We start from the raw sequence: 25,620 nt of genomic DNA on the forward strand, positions 1-25,620 counted from the left end.
ACCTATCGTCTCGTGGACGTTCGTACCTCCTCTCCCGACCAGGCAGCTCAAGGAAATGGCCATGTATCTACTCGGCGAGCAACCGGCTTATGCCGACCAATTGATCAATCGCCTGCAGGGAATCCCTCACCGCTTGCTCGAAGGCCTGGCACCCAGCGGCCCCGCCCTGGAACTGGAACGTAGCGACGACCTGGAACGCGAGCTGCCCGCCGACCAGGTATTCCTGGTGGAAAGCGGCCTGCTGCATGCGCTGGTCGACGAACGCCCACTGTTCTACCTCCAGGAAGGCGACCTCCTCGGCCTTCGACGCGGACTCGAGCTCCCCGCCTGCCGGCATGCCAACGAAGAACCGATCCGCCTGCTGCCCTATTCGCGCGATGCGCTGCTCCAGCACATCCATGCTGACCAGGAACGTCAGGAACTGCTATTGCAGTACCTGATCGGACAGACTGCCCTGCTCGGCGATGCGCTGGCGCACCTGAAGCAGCCGGAAGTCCGCCCGGCCACCGGCTTCCGCCACTTCGCCGCGGGCGAGGCGCTGATCCGCCAGGGCGACGATGCGGATCATGTATTCATCATCATCGAAGGGCACGCCGAAGCGCTGGTGGACGGCCAGAAAGTCGGCGATGTGCAGAAGGACGAGATCTTCGGCGCCATGGCCGTGTTCACTCGCGAGAAACGCAGCGCCACGGTGGTCGCCAGCGAACCCTGCACGGTGATGGTGATTCCCAAGGAGCAGTTCCTCGGCCTTATGCAGAACAACCCGCGAATCGCCCATAGCCTGATCGAAGGCATGGCCCGGCGGATAGACCTGCTTAACCGGGAAGTGACCCAGCTGCGCCTGCGCCGCAGCGCCTGAGGCCCATTCCAGAGGGCTCGCGACTAGCTAGCAGAAAAGTTTGGCGAAAGCGTTTGACATGGAAATGAGAATCATTATTATGTCACTCAACTGGTCGCGAGATCAGCCGGTAAGCTGAGAGACCCACGCAGTCGGACTCTTCAGATTATCTCCTCATCAGGCTAATCACGGTTTTTGACCCGGCACTTTGCCGGGTCTTTTTTTGCCTGCGATTCGGCCGGAGACGACCGTTCATCGGCTGGCGATGGAATGAATGAGAACCGGCTTGACCTGATAATGAGAATAGTTATTATTACACCAACTGGTCGCGAGGCCAGCAGGTAAGCTGAGAGACCAAGCAGTCGGACTCTTCAGATTATCTCCTCATCAGGCTAATCACGGTTTCGACCCGGCACTTTGCCGGGTCTTTTTTTGCCCGCGAAAACGTAGCGCGATACGCGGCTCCAGGCCTCGCGCCCTTCCTTCAACGTGTCTTCTTCATCTCCGCGCAATAGTCCTTGTCCGGCTGTGCCGGCGTGTACCAGGCGTAGTCGGCCTCACGCGTCGTTACCGCCTGCCCGGCCTCGACCAGCATCAGTACCTGAGTGCCCTTCTCCGCACCAAGGTCGCGCAGGTGGACCGGTACGCCGAGGTCGCGCCGGGCGTGGAAGCTGCCGGCGACGAGCATCGCCGGCCGCGGCGCATCGCGAAGACGCTCGGCCATGCGGCGGTCGCGTTGCTGCTGGACGGCGAGCATCGCCGGCAATTGATCGTCGGGAAGCATGCCGCAGTGGGATTCGCGAATCTGCGCAAGCAGCGGCAGGCGCACGCTGTCACGCCTGGAGGCCGTTCCGGGAAGCGGCGGACGCTCCCTGTAGATGCGCATGATCTCGCTCCGCTGGAGGTTCGCCGCCAGCAACGGCGCGGGTTGCGCAACCGCCCAGGACACCAGGGGTCCGTACTGCGTCCAGTCCCAACCTTTCTGCCAGTCCAGGGCCTGCTCCAGGTTCGCCACCGGCTTGCCGGACCCGAGTTGTACGCGGACCGCATCCACCCGTGGTTGCTGGCCGGGATCGAGCATTTCCAGCAGCAGGCTGCCCTGCGCCCGATATTCGCCCAGGGCCTGCGCCAGCCACAGTTCCACGGCATGATGATCGGGATTGTCGTGCTTCTCGCCGACGATCACTCGCGGCGCGGCCGCCAGGCGTGCGACCAGTTGCTGCGGGCTCAGCGTCACGCCGCTGCGCAATTCGACGATTCGTCCCGTCTGCGGATCGTCGCGCCCTTCCGGGCTCTGCCAATCAGGCAGCGGCGGCAGTTGGGACTGGCAGCCGCCCAGCAGCAGACAGAAAGCGAACAGGCGAATGCGCATGGCGACTCCTTCAACGGGCGACGATCAGCGGATGACCTCGCTCGGGATGACGCTGGACCAGGACCTCGAGGCCGAACACCGCGCGCAACGGCTCGGGGCGCAGGACTTCCTCGGGCGTACCGAGCAGGTGCGGGCGACCATTCTGCAACAGCAGCAGGCGGTCGCAATAGCGCGCGGCCAGGTTGAGATCGTGGAGGATCACCAGCACCGAGGCACCGCGGCGGGCGAAATCATGCACCGCCTGCAGGGTAGTGTGCTGGTGCAGCGGGTCGAGCGCCGAGGTCGGTTCGTCGAGCAGCAGCACCTGCCCCGGCTCGCCCGGCCACAGCTGCGCCAGCACCCGCGCCAGGTGCACGCGCTGGCGTTCGCCGCCGGACAGCGCCAGGTAGCTGCGCCCGGCCAGATGGCTGGCGTCGGCCGCCGCCAAGGCCTCGGCGACGATCTGCACATCGCGCTCGCGGCCGCTGGAATGGGGCAGCCGACCGAAGCCGACCACCGCCTCCACCGGAAAGGCGAAGCCCAGCGACGAACTCTGCGGCAGCACCGCCAGGCGCTGCGCGCGAGCGACGCCCGGCCAGTCGTCGAGGCCGCGCTCGTCGAGCAGCACCAGCCCTTCGGCCGGCTCCAGTTCGCCACAGAGAGCGCCAAGCAAGGTGCTCTTGCCAGCGCCGTTGGGGCCGAGTACGCCGAGCATCTCGCCAGGCCGCAGCTCCAGCTCGAGGCCTTCCAGTACAGTCTTTCCGCCACGGCGGATGGACAGGTTCTCCACGCGCAGCATCAGGCCCGCCCCCGCAATAGCAGATAAAGGAAGAACGGCGCGCCGATCAGTGCCGTGACGATGCCGATCGGCAACTCCGCCGGAGCCAGCGCCAGGCGCGCCAGCAGGTCGGCAAGCAGCAGGAGAATGGCGCCGGCCATCATCGAGGCCGGCAGCAACGTCCGATGATCCGGACCGGCAACCAGACGGATCAGGTGCGGCACCACCAGGCCGATGAAGCCGATCATCCCCGCCGCCGCCACTGCGGCGCCGACGCCGAGGGCAGTGCAAAGCACCAGTTCGGCCTTCAATCGCTCGACGTCGAAGCCCAGGTGACGGGCCTCGGACTCGCCGAGCAGCAGTGCGTTCAGCGCATCTGCCCGGCGCGGTAGCCAGCAGGCCACCAGCAGCGCCACCAGCAGCAGCGGCCAGAGTCGTGGGTAGCTGGCGCCGTTCAGGCTGCCCAGGTTCCAGAAGGTCAGGGTACGCAAGGTGGCGTCATCGGCGAGATAGGTAAACAGTCCGATCACCGCGCCGGACAGTGCGGTCAAGGCGATCCCTGCCAACAACATGGTGGCCACGCTGGTCTGGCCATCGCGGCGGCCAAGCCGATAGACCAGCCAGGTCACCCCCAGGCCGCCGCCGAAGGCGCACAGCGACAGCAGGTAAGGCGCGAGGAACGCCGGCAAGCCGCCCAGCGAGGCGCCGAATACGATGGCCAGCGCCGCGCCGAGGGCCGCGCCGCTGGACACCCCGACCAGCCCTGGATCGGCCAACGGGTTGCGGAACAGGCCCTGCATCGCCACCCCGGACAGCGCCAGCACCGCGCCCACGGCCAGGCCGAGCAGGGTCCGCGGCAGGCGGATCTGGCCGAGGATCATTTCCGCCTGGGCCAGGCCCGTTCCATCGAGCGGCAGCCCGGCCAGGCGCAGCGCGGCGCGCAGGGTATCGCCCAGCGGCAGGCTGACGGGACCGAGGGCGAGGGACAACCAGAGGACCAACACGAGCGAAATCCCCAGCGCACCGAACAGTGCGCGGGGACGAACAACCGATTTCAATGGGCGGCTTCCGTACTCAGCGGTTTCGCGGAAGGATAAAAGGCTGCGGAGAGAGCCGCCAGGCCATCCGGCAGGCGGGGACCGAGGCCGCCCACCAGGAGCGTCGGGTCCAGCACCAGCAGACGTCCGTCACGCGCCGCGCGGGTCGCGGCGAGGCCGGGGTTCTGCTTGAGCAGCGCGGCACGCGCCGCATCACCTTCGAGGCTGCGGTCGGCGATCACCACCGCGGCCGGATCGAGCGCGGCCAGGGCTTCCACCGAGATCGGCTTGTAACCCTCATGGGTAGCCAGGTTGCGTGCTCCGGCCCGGTTCAGGACCCAATCGCCGCCGGTATTGCGCCCGGCTACCAGCAACTGACCGCCGGCGTTGCCGATCACCAGCAGGACGCCCGGGGCCGGCTGACTCTTCTGCGCGGCCGCGATCCAGTCCGCCTGGCGCCGCAGCCGCTGACGATAGTCAAGTTCGGCGGCCTCGGCGCGCTGGGGCACGCCGAGCCAGTCGCCAAGCTTCTTCAGGTTGCTTTCCAGTGCCTCCAGATCCGGCTTGGCGGAGAGGGTCTCGACCCGCACGCCAGCGCCTTCGAGCTGCTTGAGTACCGGCGGAGGCCCCATTTCCTCGGTGCCGATGAGGATATCCGGACGCAACGCCAGCACGCCCTCGGCAGCCAGTTGGCGCTGGTAGCCGACGCTCGGCAACTGTTTCAGCGCCTGCGGATGCTGGCTGGTGGTGTCCACCCCGACCAGCTTGCTCTCGCCACCCAGCGCCACCACCCATTCGCTCAGCGAGCCGCCCGCGCTCACCCAGCGTTGCGGCAGCTCGGCGGCCTGGGCCATGCCGGTGCCGAGCAGGATGCCCAGCGCCAACCCGTTGAATAGTCGATCGATACGCATGATCTCTCCTCAGAGCGCCTTGAAGGATTCGGCCAGTTCGCGCCAGTCGTCGCGCTCGGGCTCGCCGGGCTTGCGCGCGCCGAACAGTTGCACGATCAGTTCGCCGTCGGCGTCGAAGGCCTCCCAACTGGTTACGATGCCATCGGTGCTCGGCTTGCGCACCCGCCAAAGTTCGGCGATGCCGGTGGTCTTCAGGTGCAGGTTGAATTCCGGATCGAGCACGTTGAACCAGTCGTCCAGCCACTTCAGGTTGCACACAGGCCCGGTATGGATCTGGATGCAGTGGGCGTTGCCGACGAACACCATGATCGGCAATCCGCTTTCGGCCGCCGCTTCGAAGAGTTTCGCCAGGTCGCCATTGTCCAGGTGCTCGGCCCATTCGCCGCCAGCCAGGCGCAGCGCCTGGGTGCGCTGCGCGCCATGCTTCTTCAGCAGGGCGTGGAAATGATGGGTGTCCTTCAACGCGGCCCAGCCTTCGCGCAAGGCGGCGGCATCGATCTGCGCATCGACGAGCGTCGCAGCCGGTGCGCGGGGTTCGTGCAGCGCCAGCACGGCATCCTGCTCGGCAGCCCGCAGGCGCTCGACCAGCGGCTCCCAGGCGCGGACGTCGCTGGCCTCGGTAAGGAACACCTTGTGCACCGCCACGCCCTGCTGGTCGAACACCTGGATGCTGCGCTGGGTACCCCGCGATGCCTCCTCGGCAATGGCGAAGACGGCGTTCCAGCCCCCCAGGAACAGGCGCAGGTCGATATCCGGCGAGACCACCAGGCCCATCTGCCCATTGGCAGAGACCGTCACTTCGCGATACGGCCCCTTGCGTTCGTGGACGCAATGCTCGTTGCGGGTCAGCGCCATGATCGGCCCCAGTTCGCCGAGCGCCGGCAGCAAGGCGGCCCAGTCCGGCCGCAGGCGCACGGCATCGATGCCGACCCGGCTGGCGACCAGCTCGCCTTCGCTGACCTGCAACAGCGCGGCGGCGTCGCGCGCGCGTAGCTGCGGTCGCTCGGCGCGCAGGTCCTGCCAGGCGCGGTAAAGCTCGGCAGGGGAATGGGAAAGGCTGGGAGTGCTGCTCATCGACGGTTCCTCGGGCATATCCGGTTCGGTCGCGCTACGCGCAAAACAGGTGAACTTTGCCACAAAACGCATATCTGAATCCATTTGATAATTATTTGCATTAGCGTTTTTCTGGCAGTACCTTGTGCGCCCGACGTCCCCCTGGCTATTCGCCACCGGCCCGACCCAAGGAGTCCCACATGCCGCTCTCCCCGCCCTTCGCCCTGCGCCCCTGCCTGGCCCTGCTGTTGCTCAGCCCTTCCCTGGCTCTGGCGGGGAACGCCGTCCCGCTGACCCCGACCACCATCACCGCCACCCGTACCGAGCAGGCAGTGGATTCGGTGCCGAGCACCGTCAGCGTGCAGACCCGCGAACAACTGGACCGGCAGAACGTCAACAACATCAAGGAACTGGTGCGCTACGAACCGGGAGTCTCGGTCGGCGGCGCCGGCCAGCGTGCCGGGATCACCGGCTACAACATCCGCGGCATCGACGGGAACCGCATCCTTACGCAGATCGACGGGGTCGAACTGCCCAACGACTTCTTCAGCGGCCCCTACGCGCAGACCCACCGCAACTACGTCGATCCGGACATCGTAAAGCGCGTGGAAATCCTTCGCGGCCCGGCCTCGGCGCTGTACGGCAGCAACGCCATCGGCGGCGCGGTGAGCTACTTCACCCTCGACCCGTCGGACATCATCAAGGACGGCAAGGACGTCGGTGCCCGGCTGAAGGCCGGCTACGAGTCGGCCAGCCACTCCTGGCTGACCTCGGCCACCGTCGCCGGCCGCGCCGACGACTTCGACGGCCTGCTGCATTATGGCTACCGCCAGGGCCACGAGACCGAATCCAACGGCGGCCACGGCGGCACCGGACTCTCGCGCAGCGAAGCCAACCCGGAAGACGCCGACAGCTACAGCCTGCTCGGCAAGCTGGGCTGGAACTACGCCGAGGGCAGCCGCTTCGGGCTGGTCTTCGAGAAGTACAAGAGCGACGTCGATACCGACCAGAAGAGCGCCTATGGCGGCCCGTACGACAAGGGCAAGCCAGCCATCCCGCCGAGCATGCTGCCGGGCGGCATGTACCAGTGGCGCAAGGGCAACGACACCCTGACTCGCGAGCGCTACGGCCTGGAGCACCATTTCCTGCTCGACAGCCCGGTCGCCGATCGCATCCAGTGGAGCCTGAACTACCAGTTGGCGAAGACCGACCAGGCGACCCGCGAGTTCTACTATCCGATCACCCGCAAGGTCCTGCGCACCCGCGACACTACCTACAAGGAGCGCCTGTGGGTCTTCGACAGCCAGTTGGACAAGAGCTTCGCCATCGGCGAGACCGAGCACCTGCTGAGCTACGGGATCAATCTCAAGCACCAGAAGGTCACCGGCATGCGCAGCGGCACCGGCACCAACCTGGACACCGGCGCGGACAGCCCGCGCGATGCCCTGGAGCGCAGCAGCGACTTTCCCGATCCGACGGTGAAGACCTACGCCCTGTTCGCCCAGGACAGCATCAGCTGGAACGACTGGACCTTCACTCCCGGCCTGCGTTACGACTACACGCGCATGGAGCCGCACATCACCGACGAGTTCCTGCGCACCATGAAGCAGAGCCAGAACACCGCGGTCGACGAGTCGGACAAGAAATGGCACCGGGTTTCGCCCAAGTTCGGCGTGACCTACGACTTCGCCCAGCACTACACCTGGTACGGCCAATACGCCCAGGGCTTCCGCACGCCCACCGCCAAGGCGCTGTACGGTCGATTCGAGAACCTGCAGGCGGGCTACCACATCGAGCCTAACCCCAACCTCAAGCCGGAAAAGAGCCAGAGCTTCGAGACCGGGCTGCGCGGCAAGTTCGACGAAGGCAGCTTCGGCGTGGCGGTGTTCTACAACAAATATCGCGACTTCATCGACGAAGACGCCCTGAATACCGATAGCACCGGCGGCAACGGCCAGACCTTCCAGTCCAACAACATCGAGCGTGCGGTGATCAAGGGCGTCGAGCTCAAGGGCCGCCTGGAGCTGGGCGCCTTCGGCGCGCCGCAGGGACTCTACACCCAGGGCAGCGTGGCCTACGCCTACGGTCGCAACAAGGACAACGGCGAGCCGATCAACAGCGTCAACCCACTCACCGGAGTGTTCGGCCTGGGCTACGACGAAGCAGACGGCAACTACGGCGGGCTGCTCAGCTGGACCCTGGTCAAACGCAAGGATCGCGTCGACGACAGCACCTTCCACACCCCGGATGGCACCGCCAGCCAGTTCAAGACCCCGGGCTTCGGCGTCCTCGACCTCAGCGCCTACTACAGGCTGAGCAAGGACCTGACCCTCAACGCCGGTCTCTACAACCTGACCGACAAGAAATACTGGCTGTGGGATGACGTGCGCGGCTACGACAGCGTCGGCGAGGCTTCGGCGCTGGCCCCGGCCAACATCGACCGGCTGTCCCAGCCAGGCCGTAATTTCGCGGTCAACCTGGTCTGGGACATCTGACCCGTTACCCCTTCGCACACGGAAGTGCCCCCATACCCAGCGCCTGGCCATGCCGGGCGCTTTCCATGCCACAGGTGAAAGCCGTCCTCCGGATCAGGGATAATGATCCCGGCAAACGGAGCGCCCATGATCCACCTGTGTCCCTCTTCCCATCTCGCCGAAGGCAACAGCCGCGGCTTCCTCGTCGATGAGCGGCGGCTGTTCGCGGTGCGTCGCGACGGCCGCGCCTACATCTACCTGAACCGCTGCCCGCATCGCGGCATCCCGTTGGAGTGGCAGCCCGATGCCTTCCTCGACGACAGCGCCAGCCTGATCCGTTGCGCCAGCCACGGCGCGCTGTTCCTCATCGAGTCCGGCGAGTGCGTCGCCGGCCCCTGCGCTGGCGAGCGCTTGCGCGCCCTGCCCTGCCGGGAAGACGCCGAGGGCCTCTGGGTGGAGCTGGACGACTGACCCAACGGGGGATGGGCGGCAAGCCGCGAGGCAACGGCTAGGCTTGCGGCACAAAGATAAAAAAGAGGAAGGAACGCGCCATGCGCCGATTCAGCCTGCGCTTCGTCCTGCTGCTCCTGTTCGGCCTGCTGCTCTATGCCTGCCGCAATGAACCGGGCCCCGTACGGCTCGCCCCTGGCGTAACAGCGGCGGATTACAGGACTTTCTTCATCCAGGCGGTACGCGCCGAGGGGCACCGCATCGACTTCGAGGAGCGTTTCGATACGGCCGTGCGCCGCGCCCTGGAGGCCAAGGGCTATCGCTACCAGGCGGAACACGGCGACCTGCGGGTGATCTACGCCCTCGGCCTGCAACGCCAGCCGGGCCTGGAAATGCGACCGGTGATCACCCAGGATGGCGTCTTCACCCAGACCCAACTGACCGAAGACACCGAGGCCAGGCTGGCGCTGCGCATCCTTGACGAAAGCAACGGCAGGGTCCTTCTGGAAAGCGTGCTGAGCCGCCAGCTGCACGATCCGGCGCTGACCCAGGAAGCGTTCGACCGCGGCGTCGCGCAATTGCTGAAGGACTTCCCGAGTCGCAGTCAACCTTGAATGTCACAGGCCGTCGAAGTCGTCCTCGCGGCGCTCGGTGTTCTCGCCGGGCGTCGACAGCCGGGGCGGCCGCCGTTGCAGCCACCACAGGGCGGCGATCCCCAGGGCAGCCATTGCGCCGCGGAACAGCAAGCCGAACAGGTTGCCGTCGGCCTCCATCCCGCCCTCGATCCAGGCAATCAATAGCCGCGACAGGGTCAGGATCGATTGCAGCAGCACTACCAGGATCAACGCCGGCTGCACCAGCGAAGCCCGGCGCAGGGCGAACAGCAGGAACAACGCCAGGGCGAACTGATGGCCGCCATAGAACACCCGCGCATCGCTGACCGCCGAAGGCTCCATCAGCAGCATGCCACTGAGATTGGCCATCTCGTAGGGACGCACCCAGTACAGCACTCCCAGCGCGCCCCATACCAGCGCCTGAACCAGCAAAACCAAACGGGCGAAGAGCATCCCCTTTCTCCTCGGGCCTGTTGCCCCCAGCGGTCAGTTCGACACCGGCGGCGAACGCCCCGGCAACCCTAAGGACAGCAGACCCAAACCGCGCCGACGAGTTCGCTGCGACAATCCGTCCCTGCCCAACGGCAACCCGGCGCGGCGGGCAGCGCATCGCTTCGTCACAAGTGGATACAGCTCACCGGCTGGGTGGCGGCGGGTGCCAGCGGTATGCTCCCGGCATTCGCTCGCAGCAAGGAGAATCCCATGCGCCGCTTCGCACCCCTGGCCGTCCTGGCCGCCACCCTGCTCCACGGTTCCCTGGTCCAGGCCGCCGAACCGCTGGCCATCGACGTCCACCGCGACGCCAACTGCGGCTGCTGCAAGGACTGGATCAAGCACCTCGAAGCCAACGGTTTCAAGGTCACCGACCATGTGGAAGCAGACATGAGCGCAGTCAAGAGCCGCCTCGGCGTGCCCTACAGCATGGGCTCCTGTCATACCGGAGTGATCGACGGCAAGTTCGTCGAAGGCCACGTGCCGGCAGCGGACATCCTCAAGCTGCGCGAACGTGCCGACCTGGTCGGCGCCGCCGTACCGGGCATGCCGGTCGGCTCGCCGGGCATGGAAATGGGCGACCGCCAGGACGCCTACCAGGTCGTCGGCCTGACCAGGAGCGGCCAGGCCTCGGTACTGGCGGAGTACCCGGGACGCTAACGAAAACGCCGTTTCCCCCAGGGGAAACGGCGTTTTTCCTTGTAGCAGGGCGTGAGGATCACTCCGCCAGGCTATCGACCTTCCTCTGCGGCGACAGCAGCCCGTCGGCGCGGAACATCGACTTGATCCCGCGCACCGCCTGGCGCAGGCGGTCGCGGTTCTCGATCAGGGCGAAACGCACATGATCGTCGCCGTAGTCGCCGAAGCCGATCCCCGGCGACACCGAGACCTTGGCGTCCTGCAACAGCTTCTTGGCGAACTCCAGCGAGCCCAGATGCGCGTAGGGCTCGGGGATCTTCGCCCAGACGTACATCGAGGCCTTCGGGTTCTCCACCATCCAGCCGGCCTCGCGCAGCCCCTTCACCAGGACGTCGCGGCGCTGCTGGTACTGCCGGGCGATATCGCGGACGCACTGCTGGTCGCCTTCCAGAGCGGCGATGGCCGCCACCTGCAGGGGCGTGAAGGTGCCGTAGTCGTGGTAGCTCTTGATCCGCGCCAGGGCCGAGACCAGCTCGGGATTGCCGACCATGAAGCCGATCCGCCAGCCGGCCATGTTGTAGCTCTTCGACAGGGTGAAGAACTCCACGGCGATGTCCTTGGCGCCCGGCACCTGCATGATCGACGGCGCTTTCCAGCCGTCGTAGACGATGTCGGCATAGGCCAGGTCGTGCACGACCATCACGTCGTACTGCTTGGCCAGCGCCACCACGCGCTCGAAGAAGTCCAGCTCGACGCACTGCGCGGTCGGGTTGGAGGGGAAGCCGAGAATCATCATGCGTGGCTTGGGAATCGATTCACGGATCGCCCGTTCCAGCTCGTTGAAGAAATCGATGCCCGGCACCAGCGGCACCGAGCGCACCTGGGCGCCGGCGATCACCGCACCGTAGATATGGATCGGATAGCTCGGGTTGGGCACGAGGATGGTGTCGCCATGGTCGAGGGTCGCCAGCATCAGGTGCGCCAGGCCTTCCTTGGAGCCGATGGTGACGATGGCTTCGCTTTCCGGGTCGATCTGCACGTCGTAGCGGTCGCGGTACCAGTGCGAGATGGCCCGGCGCAGGCGCGGGATGCCGCGCGAGGTGGAGTAGCCATGGGTGTCTTCGCGCTGGGCGACGGTGCAGAGCTTCTCGACGATATGCGGCGGGGTCGGCCCGTCGGGATTGCCCATGCTCAGGTCGATGATGTCCTCGCCACGGCGACGAGCGGCCATCTTCAGTTCGGCGGTGATATTGAAAACGTAGGGGGGAAGGCGGTCGATGCGCGCGAAACGGCGCGCAGGGCGTGATTCAGCCATGCTGTCCTCGGAGTAACGTAAGCGCCCGGAACCGTCCGAGCGACGCCGACCGCTGCGGCGGCCTGGAAAGCGCCAGCCAGGCGCTTTCTTGTCGGCGAACATAAAGGCCGATAGGCTGCTTGTCGAGTCCCCCCTCGCGTTTTTCATTCCATTTCACAGGAAAAGGCCCATGTCCCGACGCTACTGGCAACTCGATGTGTTCGCCGAGCGTCCGCTCACCGGCAACGGTCTGGCCGTATTCGACGACGCCAGCGCCCTCGATGACGCCGCCATGCAGGCCTGGACCCGCGAACTGCGCCAGTTCGAGTCGATCTTCCTGCTGCCGGGCGACGACCCACGGGCCTTCCGCGCACGGATCTTCACCCTGGAGGAAGAACTGCCGTTCGCCGGCCACCCGCTGCTCGGCGCCGCCGCCCTGCTCCATCACCTGCGCGGCGGCGACAACGAACAGCACTGGACGCTGCACCTGGCCAGCAAGTCGGTGGCCCTGCGCAGCGTGCGGGCGGGCAGCGGTTTCTACGCCGAGATGGACCAGGGCCGCGCCGAATTCGGCGCCACCCCGGACGCCGGGACCTACCGCTGGTTCGCCGAAGCCTTCTCGCTATCGGCCAACGACCTGTCCGGGCATCCGCCGCGGGTGGTGAGCACCGGCCTGCCCTACCTGCTCCTGCCGGTGACCGCCGAGGCGCTGGGTCGAGCCCGTCAGGTCAACGATTTGCAAGAAGCCCTGGATAAACTCGGCGCGGCGTTTGTCTATCTGCTCGACGTCGACGGGCGCGAGGGCCGCACCTGGGACAACCTGGGGCTGGTGGAAGACGTGGCTACCGGCAGCGCTGCCGGTCCGGTCGCCGCCTACCTGGTGGAATACGGGCTTGCCGCGCGCGGCGAACCCTTCGTCCTGCACCAGGGACGCTTCCTCGACCGGCCGAGCCGACTCGACGTCCAGGTCGCGACAGACGGTAGCGTCAGGGTCGGCGGCCACGTCCAACTGCTCGCCCGCGCCGAGCTGCTGACCTCGGCCTGACGGTCGGGGTGGCGCTAGCGGCGGACGACGACAACACTGAAGAAGCGAAACGTACAGGAGAACCGCCATGCTCTGGCGCAAAGGACGACGCAGTGACAACGTGATTGATGCCCGGAGCGAAGGAGGCGCAGGCGGCGGTGGCGGCATGCGCATCGGCGGCAAGGGCCTCAGCCTGGGTGGGGTGGCCATCGTGGTGGTGGTCGGCCTGCTGATGGGCCAGGACCCGATGCAGATCCTCGGGTCGCTGCTCGGCCAGATGGACAGCCCGGCGCCGGCCACCCAGCAGCAGGCCGGCGGTCGGGCCCCGGCGGCCAACGACGAGCAGAGCGAGTTCGTCCGCTCGATCCTCGGCGACACCGAGGACACCTGGGAACAGATCTTCGCCAGCGGCCAGGCACAATACCAACAGCCCAAGCTGGTGCTGTTCAGCAATGGGGTGAATTCCGCCTGCGGCTTCGCCTCGTCGGCCACCGGGCCGTTCTACTGTCCGGCCGACCGCCGGGTCTACCTCGACCTGGAGTTCTTCCGCGAGATGGAACAGCGCTTCTCCGCCGCCGGCGACTTCGCCCAGGCCTATGTGATCGCCCACGAGGTCGGCCACCACGTGCAGAACCTGATGGGCATCTCGGCCAAGATCAACGCAGCCCGCCAGCGCGGCGCGCGCATGGAGGGCGCCAACGGCCTGTCGGTACGCCAGGAACTGCAGGCGGACTGCTTCGCCGGGGTCTGGGCCAACCGTGCACAGCAGCGGCTGAACTGGCTGGAGCCGGGCGACATCGAGGAAGCCCTGAACGCCGCCAACGCCATCGGCGACGATCGCCTGCAACGCCAGGGCCGCGGCATGGTGGTGCCGGATTCCTTCACCCATGGCTCCTCGGCGCAACGCATGCGCTGGTTCAAGACCGGCTTCGAGAGCGGCTCGCCGGCCAGTTGCGATACCTTCAAGGCCCAGACGCTCTGAGCCTCGCCGCCAGCCGGGCGCTTAGCGCCCCGGCTGGCTTCCCAGCGCATTCAACTGATCGGCCAGTTCCCTGGCCTCGTAGGCCGAAGCCAACCCGTCGAGATAGACCTTACCGTTGCGGATCGGCTCGCGCACCCGCGGCGCCAGGCGCAGGCGCCCGTCCACCAGTACCGCTAGAGTGCGCCCCCGGGCCTCGCCGGTCAGCGCGGCCAGGCGGCGGGCGGCCGGTTCGGTGAAGGTGACTTCGACGCCGGGTCGACCGTTCTGGTCGTACAGGACCTCGGCGCGGAGTACGTCAGCCTGGGTCAGGCTGGGCTTCAGCGCCACCAGCATGGCCTTGCCCTGCGGGTCGGCCAGGGTGCGGAACGCCGCGGAAGGCGTGCTGGCGGTGGCATAGACCCCGAAGCTGTGCTGCGGGATCGGCAGCGGATCGCTGGCGCAGGCGGCCAGCAGCAGCGCCAGGCCCAGCGGAAGGAATGCGAGTTTCGAGCGTTTCATGATGAGGTACTGCAGAAAACCTGGGCGGAGCGTCCGTCCGGACGCCAACGCCTATGTTAACGCCGCCCGCGCCGGGCGGGCGAGCAGGGCCTTCCGCGAGGCGACGATCGACTAGACTGGCGGAAATTCACCCCTCTCCCGCGAACTGGTATGATGCGCGCCTTTTCGAGCCGTATGAACCCCACGCAGGCCGCCGCGAGGCCCCTGGCGTGCGTGGGTCGTTTCATGCGGCTCGCGCATTTTCGGGACTCAGCCGTCTGCCGGGATCGTTCGCGGTACCGCGCCGACGAGACAGCGATGCAACGCCCGCCACGCGGAAATTCGGTTTTCCCTGGTCGGCGGCCGGCTCCACGGCCGGCCACTTCTGCTGGCGCCATGGGGATCGTTGCAGAGCACATTCAGGGGAATCCAACATGCTGGAAAAGCTGTTTCAATTAAAGGCGCACAACACCACGGTGCGCACCGAGATCCTGGCGGGGATCACCACCTTCCTGACCATGGCCTACATCCTCTTCGTCAACCCGAGCATCCTCGGCGAGACCGGCATGGACAAGGGCGCGGTGTTCGTCGCCACCTGCCTGGCAGCGGCCATCGGCTCGACCATCATGGGCCTGATCGCCAACTACCCGATCGCCCTGGCCCCCGGCATGGGCCTCAACGCCTTCTTCACCTACACCGTGGTGCTGCACATGGGCCACAGCTGGCAGGTCGCGCTGGGCGCAGTGTTCATTTCCGCCACCATGTTCTTCCTGCTGTCGATCTTTCGCATCCGCGAATGGATCATCAACAGCATCCCCCTGCCGCTACGCTCGGCGATCGCCGCCGGCATCGGCCTGTTCCTCGCACTGATCGCCCTGCAGAACGCCGGCATCGTGGTGGACAACCCGGCAACCCTGATCGGCATGGGCGACCTGACCAAGCCGGCACCGATCCTCGCCACCCTCGGCTTCATCCTGATCGTCGCCCTGGAGGCGCGTAGCGTCACCGGCGCGGTGCTGATCGGTATCCTGGTGGTCACCGCCATCGCCATCCTGCTCGGCGTGACCCAGTTCGGCGGCGTGGTCTCGATGCCGCCGTCGCTGGCGCCGACCTTCCTCCAACTGGACATCAAGGGCGCGCTGGACATCGGCCTGGTCAGCGTGATCTTCGCCTTCCTCTTCGTCGACCTGTTCGACAACTCCGGCACCCTGATCGGCGTCGCCAAGCGCGCCGGACTGATGGGCAAGGACGGCCACATGCCGAAGATGGGCCGCGCGCTGATCGCCGACAGTACCGCCGCCATGGGCGGCTCGCTGCTGGGCACCTCGACCACCACCAGCTACATCGAGTCCGCCGCGGGCGTCAGCGCCGGCGGCCGCACCGGCCTGACCGCCATCGTCGTCGCCATCCTGTTCCTCCTCGCGCTGTTCTTCGCCCCGCTGGCCGGCAGCGTACCGGCCTTCGCCACCGCCCCGGCGCTGCTCTTCGTCGCCGTGCTGATGGCCTCGGGCCTGGCAGAGATCGACTGGGAAGACATCACCGTCGCCGCGCCGGTGGTCGTCACCGCGCTGGCCATGCCGTTCACCTATTCGATCGCCACCGGCATCGCCTTCGGCTTCATTTCCTGGACCGCGATCAAGGTGCTGTCCGGGCGCTGGCGCGAACTGAACCCGGCGCTGGTGATCCTCTCCGTCCTGTTCGTGATCAAGCTGGGCTTCTTCAACGCATGAGCCGTCCACAGTTCGACCCCAGCGCCTACGCCGCGCAACTGGAAGACAAGAAGTCCCGCCTCGCCGGTTTGCTGGCCCCGTTCGCGGCACCCGCGCCGGAGGTCTTCGAGTCGCCGCGCGAGCATTACCGGCTGCGCGCCGAATTCCGCCTGTGGCGGGAAACCGGCAACGAGAAGCGTCACTACGCGATGTTCGAGCAGGGCGACAAGCACACGCCGATCCTGATCGAGGATTTCCCCATCGCCAGCCGCCGCATCAACGAACTGATGCCGCGCCTGAAGGCGGCCTGGGCCGACCCGGCGCTGGGCTTCAAGCTGTTCCAGGTGGAGTTTCTCACCACCCTGGCCGGCGACGCGCTGATCACCCTCTGCTACCACCGGCCGATCGACGACGCCTGGCGACAGGCAGCGGAAAAGCTGGCGGCGGAACTGGGCGTGAACCTGGTCGGGCGTTCGCGCGGCAAGCGTATCGTCGTCGGACGCGACTATGTGGAGGAGGAACTGTCGGTCGCCGGCCGGCGCTTCCGCTACCGCCAGCCCGAGGGGGCTTTCACCCAGCCCAACGGCGAGGTCAACCAGAAGATGCTCGGCTGGGCCTACGAGGCGCTCGGCCAGCGCGACGACGACCTGCTCGAACTGTACTGCGGCAACGGCAACTTCACCCTGCCCCTGGCCACCCGGGTACGCAAGGTGCTGGCCACCGAGATCAGCAAGTCCTCGGTCAATGCGGCGCTGGCCAACCTGGCCGACAACGCGGTGGACAACGTCAGCCTGGTGCGCCTGTCGGCCGAAGAGCTGACCCAGGCGCTGAACGAGGTTCGCCCGTTCCGCCGCCTGGCCGACATCGACCTGAAGAGCTACGCCTTCGGCAGTGTCTTCGTCGATCCGCCACGAGCCGGCATGGATCCGGACACCTGCGAGCTGACCCGGCGCTTCGAGCGCATCCTGTACATTTCGTGCAACCCGGAAACCCTGGCGCAGAACATCGCCCAACTGCACGACACGCACCGGATCAGCCGCTGCGCGCTGTTCGACCAGTTCCCCTACACCCACCACATGGAAAGCGGCGTCCTGCTCGAACGCCGCTGAGCGAGTGGCCGCGCCCCACGGCGCGGCCATGCCTCAGAGTCGCACCGGGAGGCGCCGCGCCAGGTGCAATCCTTCCGTCGTCACCTCGGCGCCATAGGCCAGCACCTCGACACCCGCTTGCGCCGCCTCGCGCAACGCCTTGCCATAGGCTGGATCGATCTCGTCGGCGGGGCGCACCGCCTCGACCCCGGAAAGGTTCACGCAGTACAGTTGCACCGCGCGGATCCCCTCCCGCGCCAGCGCCGCCAGTTCGCGCAGGTGCTTGGCGCCGCGCAGCGTCACCGCGTCGGGAAAGGCCGCCACGGCGGTTTCGTCGAAGCCCAGGGTGACGCTCTTCACCTCGATGAACAGTGCGCCCGTGGGGTATTCCAGGCGAAAGTCGGCGCGACTGTTCTCCACGCCGTAGGCCACTTCCCGGCGCAGAGCGGTGAAACCGGCAAGCTCCGCGATGTCCCCGGCCAGCAGCGCCTCCTCTACCAGGCGATTGGCCCGCACCGTGTTGACGCAGGCCAGGCGGCCCTGCGGGGTCTCGCTCAGCTCCCAGGTCCCCGGCAGCTTGCGCTTGGGGTCGTTGGAGCGGCTGAACCAGACCCGGCAACCTTCGCTCATGCAATTGAGCATCGAACCGGTATTCGGACAGTGGATGGTCAGGCGCTCGCCGCCGGCGCTCTCGATATCGGCGAGGAAACGCTTGTAGCGACGCAGCAGGCGGCCTTCTTCCAGTGGCTGCTCGAAACGCATCAGGGCCGCCAGTTCTTCAGGCCGCGGGCGATCCGCTCCACCGCTTCCTGCAGGCGCGGCAGGTTCTGGGTATAGGCGAAACGCACGTGGTGGCCGGCCTGGTGGCGGCCGAAATCCAGCCCCGGGGTGAAGGCGACGTGCTCGGTCTCGATGAAGTGCTTGCAGAAGGCGTAGGCATCGCCGCCGAACGCACTGATATCGGCGTAGAGATAGAAGGCGCCTTCCGGCTCCACGGCGATTCCGAAACCCAGCTCGCGCAGGGCCGGCAGGAGGAAGTCGCGACGGCGGGCGAACTCTTCGCGACGCTCTTCGAGAATGGCGATGGTGGTCGGATCGAAACAGGCCAGCGCGGCCTGCTGGGCCATGCTCGGCGCGCTGATGTAGAGGTTCTGCGCCAGCTTCTCCAGCTCAGGCACCGCCGCTGCCGGCGCCACCAGCCAGCCCAGGCGCCAGCCGGTCATGCCGAAATACTTGGAAAAACTATTCAGGACGAAAGCGTCGTCGTCGACTTCCAGCACCGAGGCGGCGTCTACGCCATAGGTCAGGCCGTGATAGATCTCGTCCACCACCAGGTGCCCGCCGCGGGCCTTCAAGGCGCCCGACAAGCCGGCCAGTTCGTCGCGATCGAGCAGGGTCCCGGTCGGATTCGCCGGCGTCGCCACCAGAGCGCCTACACTGTCTGAATCCCAGTGTCGCTCGATGAGATCCGGCGTCAGTTGGTAACGGCTGTCCGGCCCCACCGGCACCAGTTGCGCGGCGCCTTCCACCAGGCGCAGGAAATGCCTGTTGCACGGGTAGCCCGGGTCGGCGAGCAACCAGTGGCGGCCGGGGTCGACCAGCAAGCTGCTGGCCAGCAGCAGGGCGCCGGAACCGCCCGGAGTGACCAGCACGCGCTGTGGGTCGAGGTCGACCCCGTAGCGTTCGCCGTAGAATTTCGCGATCGCCTCGCGCAGCGCCGGCAGGCCGCGGGCGGCGGTGTAGCGGGTATGCCCGGCGGCCAGGGCGGCGCGCCCGGCCTCGACGATCGGCTCGGCCGTGGTGAAGTCCGGCTCGCCGATCTCCAGGTGGATCACATCGTGGCCGGCGGCCTGCAACTCGTTGGCCCGCGCCAGCAGGGCCATGACATGGAAAGGCTCGATGGCCCGACTGCGCGCGCTATAGGAGGTAGCCATGGATATTCCGAACTTTGCGAGGAAAAACCGATTCTAACCAAGCCATTACGCGGGCGACACCAGCCTCGACAACCGGGAGTAGCGCCAAGGTTATCGTTCTGGTAAGTTCGCCCGCTTGCGACCGCGGGGCCGGAGAGCCGGCGAGGGAACCCTGCCGCGGACAGGATTAGCGAAAGTGAGAGGCGGCCATTCATGTCCACCAAAGCAAAACAACAGAGCAGCCAGCAGATGACCCGCGGCTTCGAACCCTATCAGGAAACCAAGGGCGAGGAGTACATGAGCGAGCGCATGCGCGCGCACTTCACCGCGATCCTGAACAAATGGAAACAGGAGCTGATGGAAGAGGTCGACCGTACCGTGCATCACATGCAGGACGAAGCGGCCAACTTCCCCGATCCGGCCGACCGCGCCAGCCAGGAAGAAGAATTCAGCCTGGAACTGCGCGCCCGCGACCGCGAGCGCAAGCTGATCAAGAAGATCGACGAGACCCTGCAACTGATCGAAGACGAAGAGTACGGCTGGTGCGACTCCTGCGGCGTCGAGATCGGCATCCGTCGCCTGGAGGCGCGCCCCACCGCGACCCTCTGCATCGACTGCAAGACCCTCGCGGAAATCCGCGAGAAGCAACTCGGCTCCTGAGCCGGACCGACGGGGCGCCAAGGCGCCCCGTTTCGTTTCCGCCGTTCCCCGCCGCACCGCCCGCGCCATGAGCTCTTCCTATGTAGGCCGCTTCGCCCCGACGCCCAGCGGCTACCTGCACTTCGGTTCCCTGGTGGCGGCCGTCGCCTCCTACCTGGACGCGCGTGCCGTCGGCGGCCGCTGGCTGGTGCGCATGGAGGACCTCGACCCGCCCCGCGAAGTCCCGGGCGCCCAGCAGGCGATCCTGGAAACCCTGGAGCGCTACGGCTTCGAATGGGACGGCGCGGTGGAGCGGCAGAGCGAACGCTTCCCGGCCTACGCCGCAGTGGTCGAGCAACTGCTGCGCAGCGGCCTGGCCTACGCCTGCACTTGCTCGCGCAAGCAGCTTGAGGGATTCGCCGGGATCTACCCGGGCTTCTGCCGCGACGCCGGGCACGCCCGCGAGGATGCGGCGATCCGCCTGCGCGTGCCGGAGCTGGAATATCGCTTCGTCGACCGCGTGCAGGGCGAAGTCCGCCAGCATCTCGGCCGCGAGGTCGGCGATTTCGTCATCCAGCGCCGCGACGGTCTCTACGCCTACCAACTGGCGGTGGTGCTGGACGACGCCTGGCAGGGCATCACCGACATCGTCCGCGGCGCCGACCTGCTCGACTCGACCCCGCGCCAGCTTTACCTCCAGGAACTGCTGGGGTTGAGCCAGCCGCGCTACCTGCACGTGCCGCTGATCGTCCAGCCGGACGGGCACAAGCTCGGCAAGTCCTACCGCTCCCCGCCACTGCCCGCCGAGCAGGCCGCCGCGCCGCTGACCCGCGCCCTGCGCGCGCTCGGCCAGCGGCCGCCGGCCGAACTGGCCCAGGCCAGCGCCAGCGAGGCGCTGGCCTGGGGCGTCGCGCACTGGGACGCCACGCGCATCCCGCGCTGCGCTACCCTTCCCGAGGAACGCCTGTAGCCCGCCCGGCGGCTTGCCGGCACCCACCCGCAGCCTGTAGCCTGCCGGCCCAAGCATGAGGGAAGCGGCATGTACATCTACCGACTGGTCCTGCTCCTGGTCGTGGGCATCTATCTCTTTTCCCCCGCCATCATGGACTGGTGGATCGACCCCAACGGCGCCTGGTACCGCCCGTACCTGCTGTGGCTGATCCTCATCGTGGTCACTTTCATCCTGCAGAGCCAGCGCGATGCTGACGAGCTTTAGCCTGACCCAGCTGATCCTGATCAGCGTCGCCTACCTCTCCACCCTCTTCGGCATCGCCTGGATCACCGAGCGCGGCTACGTGCCGCGCCGGCTGGTACGCCACCCGCTGGTCTACACCCTGTCGCTGGGCGTCTACGCCAGTGCCTGGGCGTTCTACGGCACGGTAGGCCTGGCCTACCAGTACGGCTACGGGTTCCTCGCCATCTACCTGGGGATTTCCGGGGCCTTCCTGCTCGCCCCGGTGCTGCTCTATCCGATCCTGCGGGTGACACGCGCCTACCAGCTGTCCTCGCTGGCCGACCTCTTCGCCTTCCGTTTCCGCAGTACCTGGGCCGGCGCCCTGACCACGCTGTTCATGCTGATCGGCGTGCTGCCGATGCTGGCCCTGCAGATCCAGGCGGTCACCGACTCGATCAGCATTCTCACCCGCGACCCGGCCCAGGAGCGGGTCGCGTTCGTCTTCTGCACCCTGATCACCCTGTTCGCGATCCTCTTCGGCGCTCGCCACATCGCCACTCGCGAACGCCACGAGGGACTGGTGTTCGCCATCGCCTTCGAGTCGCTGGTCAAGCTGGTGATGCTCGGCAGTATCGGCCTCTACGCCCTGTACGGCGTCTTCGGCGGGCCGGAAGGCCTGGAAGTCTGGCTGCTGCAGAACCAGACCGCGCTGACCACCCTGCACACGCCGCTGGCCGAGGGTCCATGGCGAACGCTGCTGCTGGTGTTCTTCGCCGCGGCCATCGTGATGCCGCACATGTTCCACATGATCTTCACCGAGAACCTCAACCCGCGCGCGCTGATTTCCGCCAGCTGGGGCCTGCCGCTGTTCCTGCTGCTGATGAGCCTGGCGGTACCGCCGATCCTCTGGGCCGGGCTGCGCCTCGGCGCCTCGACCACACCGGAGTACTACACCATCGGCCTCGGCCTGGCGGTGGACAGCCCGGCCCTGGCCCTGGCCGCCTTCATCGGCGGCATCTCCGCCGCCAGCGGGCTGACTATCGTGATGACCCTGGCGCTCTCGGGAATGGTCCTCAACCACCTGGTGCTGCCGCTCTACCAGCCGCCGGCGCAGGGCAACATCTATCGCTGGCTGAAATGGACCCGGCGCCTGCTGATCGTCGCCATCATCATGGCCAGCTACGCCTTCTACCTGCTGCTGGGCGCCGAACAGGACCTCTCCAACCTGGGCATAGTGTCCTTCGTCGCCACCCTGCAATTCCTTCCCGGCGCCCTCTCGGTGCTGTACTGGCCGACCGCCAACCGCCGCGGCTTCATCTCCGGGCTGATCGCCGGCATGCTGGTCTGGGCGATCACCATGCTGCTGCCCCTGATGGGGAACGTACAGGGCCTGTACCTGCCGCTGTTCGACGTGATCTACGTGCTGGACGACTCCAACTGGCACCTGGCGGCGCTGTCCTCGCTGGCGGCCAACGTGCTGGTGTTCACCCTGGTCTCGCTGTTCACCGAGGCCAGCGACGAGGAAAAAGGCGCCGCCGAGGCCTGCGCGGTGGACAACGTACGCCGTCCGCAACGCCGCGAACTGTTCGCCGGTTCGCCGCAGGAGTTCGCCAGCCAGCTGGCCAAGCCGCTGGGCGCCAAGACCGCGCAGAAGGAGGTCGAGCAGGCCCTGCGCGATCTCCACCTGCCCTTCGACGAACGTCGCCCCTATGCCCTGCGTCGCTTGCGCGACCGCATCGAGGCGAACCTTTCCGGGCTGATGGGACCCAGTGTCGCCCAGGACATCGTGGAGACCTTCCTTCCCTACAAGACCAGCGAAGAAAGCTATGTCACCGAGGACATCCACTTCATCGAGAGCCGCCTGGAGGACTATCACTCCCGGCTGACCGGCCTGGCTGCCGAACTCGACACCCTGCGCCGCTACCACCGGCAGACCCTGCAAGACCTGCCGATGGGCGTCTGCTCCCTGGCCAAGGACCAGGAAGTGCTGATGTGGAACCGCGCCATCGAGGAACTCACCGGGGTCGGCGCGCAGAAGGTCGTCGGTTCGCGCCTGTCGGCCTTGCCCGAACCCTGGAAGGGCCTGCTGGAACGCTTCATCGACGCCCCCGACGAGCACCTGCACAAACAGCGCCTGGTCTACGACGGCCACACCCGCTGGCTGAACCTGCACAAGGCGGCCATCGAGGAACCCCTGGCGCCGGGTAACAGCGGCCTGGTGCTACTGGTGGAAGACCTCACCGAAACCCAACTGCTGGAAGACAAGCTGGTCCACTCCGAGCGCCTGGCTTCCATCGGCCGCCTTGCCGCCGGGGTGGCCCACGAGATCGGCAATCCGATCACCGGCATCGCCTGCCTGGCGCAGAACCTGCGCGAGGAACGCGAAGGCGACGGCGAGCTGACCGAGATCAGCGAGCAGATCCTCGACCAGACCAAGCGCGTATCGCGCATCGTCCAGTCGTTGATGAGCTTCGCCCACTCCGGCAGCCACCTGCAGGCCCTGGAACCGGTGTGCCTGAGCGAAGTCGCCCAGGAAGCCATCGGACTGCTGTCGCTGAACCGGCGTAGCGTCGAAGTAGAGTTCTTCAACCTCTGCGATCCGGCGCACTGGGTCGAGGGCGACTCGCAGCGCCTGGCCCAGGTGCTGATCAACCTGCTCTCCAATGCTCGCGACGCCAGCCCGCCGGGCGGCGCGATCCGGGTCCGCAGCGAAGCCTCGGAACATACCGTGGACCTGGTCGTCGAGGACGAGGGCAGCGGCATTCCGAAGGCGATCATGGACCAGTTGTTCGAACCGTTCTTCACCACCAAGGACCCCGGCAAGGGGACCGGGCTCGGCCTCGCACTGGTCTATTCGATCGTGGAAGAGCATTATGGACAGATAACCATCGAGAGCCCGACGGATCACCAGCGAGAAGGCGGCACCCGCTTCCGCGTGACCCTGCCGCGGCACCCTGGCCCGACGGCCGAGCTGTAGACGAGCACGTCGAGAGAGCTGAATACATGGCACATATTCTGATCGTCGAAGACGAAACCATTATCCGATCTGCATTGCGACGCCTGCTGGAGCGCAACCAGTACCAGGTCAGCGAAGCCGGCTCGGTGCAGGAAGCCCAGGAGCGCTACACCATCCCCTCCTTCGACATGGTGGTCAGCGACCTGCGCCTGCCGGGCGCCCCCGGCACCGAACTGATCAAGCTCGCCGAAGGCATTCCGGTGCTGATCATGACCAGCTACGCCAGCCTGCGTTCGGCGGTGGATTCGATGAAGATGGGCGCGGTGGACTACATCGCCAAGCCTTTCGACCACGACGAAATGCTCCAGGCCGTGGCGCGCATCCTCAAGGACCGCCAGGAGAACCGCAGCGCGGCCCCGGTCTCCGCCAACGGCGGCAAGGCCGGCGGCGAGCGCGGCGCCAGCCCGGCGGCAGCCGACGGCGAGATAGGCATCATCGGCTCCTGTGCGCCGATGCAAGAGCTGTACAGCAAGATTCGCAAGGTCGCGCCGACCGACTCCACGGTACTGATCCAGGGCGAGTCCGGCACCGGCAAGGAACTGGTCGCCCGCGCCCTGCACAACCTGTCGAAGCGCGCCAAGGCGCCGCTGATCTCGGTGAACTGTGCGGCGATTCCGGAAACCCTGATCGAATCCGAGCTGTTCGGCCATGAAAAAGGCGCCTTCACCGGTGCCAGCGCCGGGCGCGCCGGGCTGGTCGAAGCGGCCGACGGCGGCACCCTGTTCCTCGACGAGATCGGCGAACTGCCGCTGGAGGCCCAGGCCCGCCTGCTGCGCGTATTGCAGGAAGGCGAGATCCGCCGGGTCGGCTCGGTGCAATCGCAGAAGGTCGACGTGCGCCTGATCGCCGCCACCCACCGCGACCTGAAGACCCTGGCCAAGACCGGGCAATTCCGCGAAGACCTCTATTACCGCCTGCATGTGATCTCGCTGAAGCTGCCCGCCCTGCGCGAGCGTGGCAACGACGTGATGGAGATCGCCCGCGCCTTTCTGGCTCGCCAGTGCACCCGGATGGGGCGCGCGCCGCTCAGCTTCGCCCACGACGCCGAACAGGCGATCCGCCATTACCCATGGCCGGGCAACGTGCGCGAGCTGGAAAACGCCATCGAGCGGGCGGTGATCCTCAGCGAGAGCCAGGAAATCCACGCCGACCTGCTGGGTATCGACATTGAGCTGGACGACCTCGAGGACGACTTCGCCGCCGACCTCGGCCTCGGCCCGGCGGGCGCCGCGGCCAGCAACCACGAGCCCACCGAGGACCTTTCGCTGGAAGACTACTTCCAGCACTTCGTCCTCGAGCACCAGGACCACATGACCGAGACCGAACTGGCCCGCAAGCTGGGCATCAGCCGCAAATGCCTGTGGGAACGCCGCCAGCGCCTGGGCATTCCGCGACGCAAATCAGGGGCCTCGGCCGACTCGTAACACCCTGCAACCTGTTACCGCGGACGTACCGCGTAACAGAAACCGGGTTCATCGGTAACGGGAACCCGGTTTTTTTGTGCCCTCCGCCGACCCACCGAAAACCTCAACCCCTTGATTTCACTGGGTTTCGAAAAACTGGCACGGCATCTGCTTATGTATTGGCACAACAACAATAACAAGCAACGACGAAGACAATAAAAACAACACGTAACGACTCCAGCACAACAAAAACAAAATCGCGGA

Annotated in this window: 24 protein-coding genes; 14 read left to right on the top strand and 10 right to left on the bottom strand. The window is 66.6% G+C overall.

Annotation, left to right across the window (positions count from 1 at the left end; translation table 11 throughout):
- Positions 1-61 precede the first annotated feature (61 nt).
- Positions 62-859, top strand: a complete 798-nt coding sequence (gene cbpA / locus M6E97_RS20485; RefSeq protein ID WP_003095096.1) for a cAMP-binding protein CbpA — start codon at positions 62-64, stop codon at positions 857-859.
- Between the two features lie 463 nt (positions 860-1,322).
- Here the strand turns inward: cbpA and M6E97_RS20490 are convergent, their stop codons facing one another.
- From M6E97_RS20490 to M6E97_RS20510, 5 genes are read right to left on the bottom strand one after another with little or no spacing between them, the layout of a single operon-like run.
- Positions 1,323-2,210 carry a ChaN family lipoprotein gene (locus M6E97_RS20490; protein WP_015503691.1) on the bottom strand — a complete coding sequence of 296 codons (888 nt, stop codon included), beginning with the start codon at positions 2,208-2,210 and terminating at the stop codon, positions 1,323-1,325.
- Between the two features lie 10 nt (positions 2,211-2,220).
- On the bottom strand, positions 2,221-2,988 hold the full coding sequence (locus M6E97_RS20495) for a heme ABC transporter ATP-binding protein (protein ID WP_003095098.1): 768 nt from the start codon (positions 2,986-2,988) through the stop codon (positions 2,221-2,223).
- Positions 2,988-3,971 (bottom strand): FecCD family ABC transporter permease, encoded by a 984-nt coding sequence (locus M6E97_RS20500; RefSeq protein ID WP_003121063.1) that lies wholly within the window; start codon positions 3,969-3,971, stop codon positions 2,988-2,990. The genes M6E97_RS20495 and M6E97_RS20500 overlap by 1 nt, the downstream gene beginning before the upstream one ends.
- Before the next feature lie 50 nt (positions 3,972-4,021).
- Positions 4,022-4,915 carry a hemin ABC transporter substrate-binding protein gene (locus M6E97_RS20505; RefSeq protein ID WP_003141666.1) on the bottom strand — a complete coding sequence of 298 codons (894 nt, stop codon included), beginning with the start codon at positions 4,913-4,915 and terminating at the stop codon, positions 4,022-4,024.
- Positions 4,916-4,924: 9 nt separating this feature from the next.
- The gene (locus tag M6E97_RS20510; protein WP_034005300.1) at positions 4,925-5,989 is read right to left on the bottom strand and encodes a hemin-degrading factor; all 1,065 of its coding nucleotides are present in this window, start codon (positions 5,987-5,989) and stop codon (positions 4,925-4,927) included.
- A 179-nt stretch (positions 5,990-6,168) separates the two neighbouring features.
- On the opposite strand from M6E97_RS20510, the gene phuR reads away from it, so the two are divergent.
- The 3 genes from phuR to M6E97_RS20525 all read left to right on the top strand — a co-directional run bounded on the left by phuR (position 6,169) and on the right by M6E97_RS20525 (position 9,506).
- The gene (gene phuR / locus M6E97_RS20515; RefSeq protein ID WP_003095102.1) at positions 6,169-8,463 is read left to right on the top strand and encodes a heme/hemoglobin uptake receptor PhuR; all 2,295 of its coding nucleotides are present in this window, start codon (positions 6,169-6,171) and stop codon (positions 8,461-8,463) included.
- 102 nt (positions 8,464-8,565) lie between these two features.
- The gene (locus M6E97_RS20520) at positions 8,566-8,913 is read left to right on the top strand and encodes a Rieske (2Fe-2S) protein (RefSeq protein WP_003121065.1); all 348 of its coding nucleotides are present in this window, start codon (positions 8,566-8,568) and stop codon (positions 8,911-8,913) included.
- An 80-nt stretch (positions 8,914-8,993) separates the two neighbouring features.
- Positions 8,994-9,506 carry a DUF4136 domain-containing protein gene (locus M6E97_RS20525; protein ID WP_003095104.1) on the top strand — a complete coding sequence of 171 codons (513 nt, stop codon included), beginning with the start codon at positions 8,994-8,996 and terminating at the stop codon, positions 9,504-9,506.
- Between the two features lie 3 nt (positions 9,507-9,509).
- Here the strand turns inward: M6E97_RS20525 and M6E97_RS20530 are convergent, their stop codons facing one another.
- On the bottom strand, positions 9,510-9,959 hold the full coding sequence (locus tag M6E97_RS20530; RefSeq protein WP_004365359.1) for a DUF4345 family protein: 450 nt from the start codon (positions 9,957-9,959) through the stop codon (positions 9,510-9,512).
- A gap of 249 nt (positions 9,960-10,208) precedes the next feature.
- Here M6E97_RS20530 and M6E97_RS20535 point away from each other — a divergent pair, with 249 nt between their 5' ends.
- Complete coding sequence (locus M6E97_RS20535) at positions 10,209-10,658, top strand: DUF411 domain-containing protein (protein ID WP_003095106.1); 450 nt, start codon at positions 10,209-10,211, stop codon at positions 10,656-10,658.
- Between the two features lie 58 nt (positions 10,659-10,716).
- Here the strand turns inward: M6E97_RS20535 and alaC are convergent, their stop codons facing one another.
- Positions 10,717-11,952, bottom strand: coding sequence for an alanine transaminase (gene alaC / locus M6E97_RS20540; RefSeq protein WP_004365361.1), 1,236 nt, complete (start codon positions 11,950-11,952; stop codon positions 10,717-10,719).
- Between the two features lie 169 nt (positions 11,953-12,121).
- Between alaC and M6E97_RS20545 the strand changes: the two genes are divergently transcribed.
- Both M6E97_RS20545 and M6E97_RS20550 read left to right on the top strand, forming a co-directional pair.
- Positions 12,122-12,976 carry a PhzF family phenazine biosynthesis protein gene (locus M6E97_RS20545; RefSeq protein ID WP_034005299.1) on the top strand — a complete coding sequence of 285 codons (855 nt, stop codon included), beginning with the start codon at positions 12,122-12,124 and terminating at the stop codon, positions 12,974-12,976.
- A 67-nt stretch (positions 12,977-13,043) separates the two neighbouring features.
- Positions 13,044-13,937 carry a neutral zinc metallopeptidase gene (locus tag M6E97_RS20550; protein WP_034064810.1) on the top strand — a complete coding sequence of 298 codons (894 nt, stop codon included), beginning with the start codon at positions 13,044-13,046 and terminating at the stop codon, positions 13,935-13,937.
- A 21-nt stretch (positions 13,938-13,958) separates the two neighbouring features.
- On the opposite strand, the gene M6E97_RS20555 is transcribed toward M6E97_RS20550, so the two are convergent.
- Positions 13,959-14,435, bottom strand: coding sequence for a SecDF P1 head subdomain-containing protein (locus M6E97_RS20555; protein WP_009314236.1), 477 nt, complete (start codon positions 14,433-14,435; stop codon positions 13,959-13,961).
- Positions 14,436-14,848: 413 nt separating this feature from the next.
- On the opposite strand from M6E97_RS20555, the gene M6E97_RS20560 reads away from it, so the two are divergent.
- Both M6E97_RS20560 and trmA read left to right on the top strand, forming a co-directional pair.
- Positions 14,849-16,144, top strand: coding sequence for an NCS2 family permease (locus tag M6E97_RS20560; RefSeq protein WP_003095114.1), 1,296 nt, complete (start codon positions 14,849-14,851; stop codon positions 16,142-16,144).
- The gene (gene trmA / locus M6E97_RS20565) at positions 16,141-17,232 is read left to right on the top strand and encodes a tRNA (uridine(54)-C5)-methyltransferase TrmA (RefSeq protein WP_003111178.1); all 1,092 of its coding nucleotides are present in this window, start codon (positions 16,141-16,143) and stop codon (positions 17,230-17,232) included. Before M6E97_RS20560 ends, trmA begins: the two co-directional genes overlap by 4 nt.
- 33 nt (positions 17,233-17,265) lie before the next feature.
- Here trmA and sfsA read toward each other — a convergent pair whose 3' ends face one another.
- On the bottom strand, positions 17,266-17,973 hold the full coding sequence (sfsA, locus tag M6E97_RS20570; RefSeq protein WP_033939367.1) for a DNA/RNA nuclease SfsA: 708 nt from the start codon (positions 17,971-17,973) through the stop codon (positions 17,266-17,268).
- Positions 17,973-19,145 (bottom strand): pyridoxal phosphate-dependent aminotransferase, encoded by a 1,173-nt coding sequence (locus M6E97_RS20575; protein ID WP_023099943.1) that lies wholly within the window; start codon positions 19,143-19,145, stop codon positions 17,973-17,975. The genes sfsA and M6E97_RS20575 overlap by 1 nt, the downstream gene beginning before the upstream one ends.
- 192 nt (positions 19,146-19,337) lie before the next feature.
- Here M6E97_RS20575 and dksA point away from each other — a divergent pair, with 192 nt between their 5' ends.
- From dksA to cbrB, 5 genes are all read left to right on the top strand, one after another.
- Complete coding sequence (dksA, locus tag M6E97_RS20580; RefSeq protein ID WP_003095122.1) at positions 19,338-19,784, top strand: RNA polymerase-binding protein DksA; 447 nt, start codon at positions 19,338-19,340, stop codon at positions 19,782-19,784.
- Positions 19,785-19,851: 67 nt separating this feature from the next.
- Positions 19,852-20,733, top strand: coding sequence for a tRNA glutamyl-Q(34) synthetase GluQRS (gene gluQRS / locus M6E97_RS20585; RefSeq protein ID WP_003135219.1), 882 nt, complete (start codon positions 19,852-19,854; stop codon positions 20,731-20,733).
- A 69-nt stretch (positions 20,734-20,802) separates the two neighbouring features.
- On the top strand, positions 20,803-20,979 hold the full coding sequence (locus M6E97_RS20590; RefSeq protein ID WP_003095129.1) for a hypothetical protein: 177 nt from the start codon (positions 20,803-20,805) through the stop codon (positions 20,977-20,979).
- Positions 20,963-23,914 carry a two-component system sensor histidine kinase CbrA gene (cbrA, locus tag M6E97_RS20595; protein WP_003095132.1) on the top strand — a complete coding sequence of 984 codons (2,952 nt, stop codon included), beginning with the start codon at positions 20,963-20,965 and terminating at the stop codon, positions 23,912-23,914. The genes M6E97_RS20590 and cbrA overlap by 17 nt, the downstream gene beginning before the upstream one ends.
- Positions 23,915-23,940: 26 nt before the next feature.
- Positions 23,941-25,377: a two-component system response regulator CbrB gene (gene cbrB / locus M6E97_RS20600; protein ID WP_003095138.1), complete on the top strand. Its 1,437-nt coding sequence runs from the start codon at positions 23,941-23,943 to the stop codon at positions 25,375-25,377.
- The last annotated feature ends 243 nt before the right edge of the window (positions 25,378-25,620 follow it).

The organism is Pseudomonas sp. B111, assembly GCF_026428275.1.
Lineage (GTDB): Bacteria > Pseudomonadota > Gammaproteobacteria > Pseudomonadales > Pseudomonadaceae > Pseudomonas > Pseudomonas aeruginosa.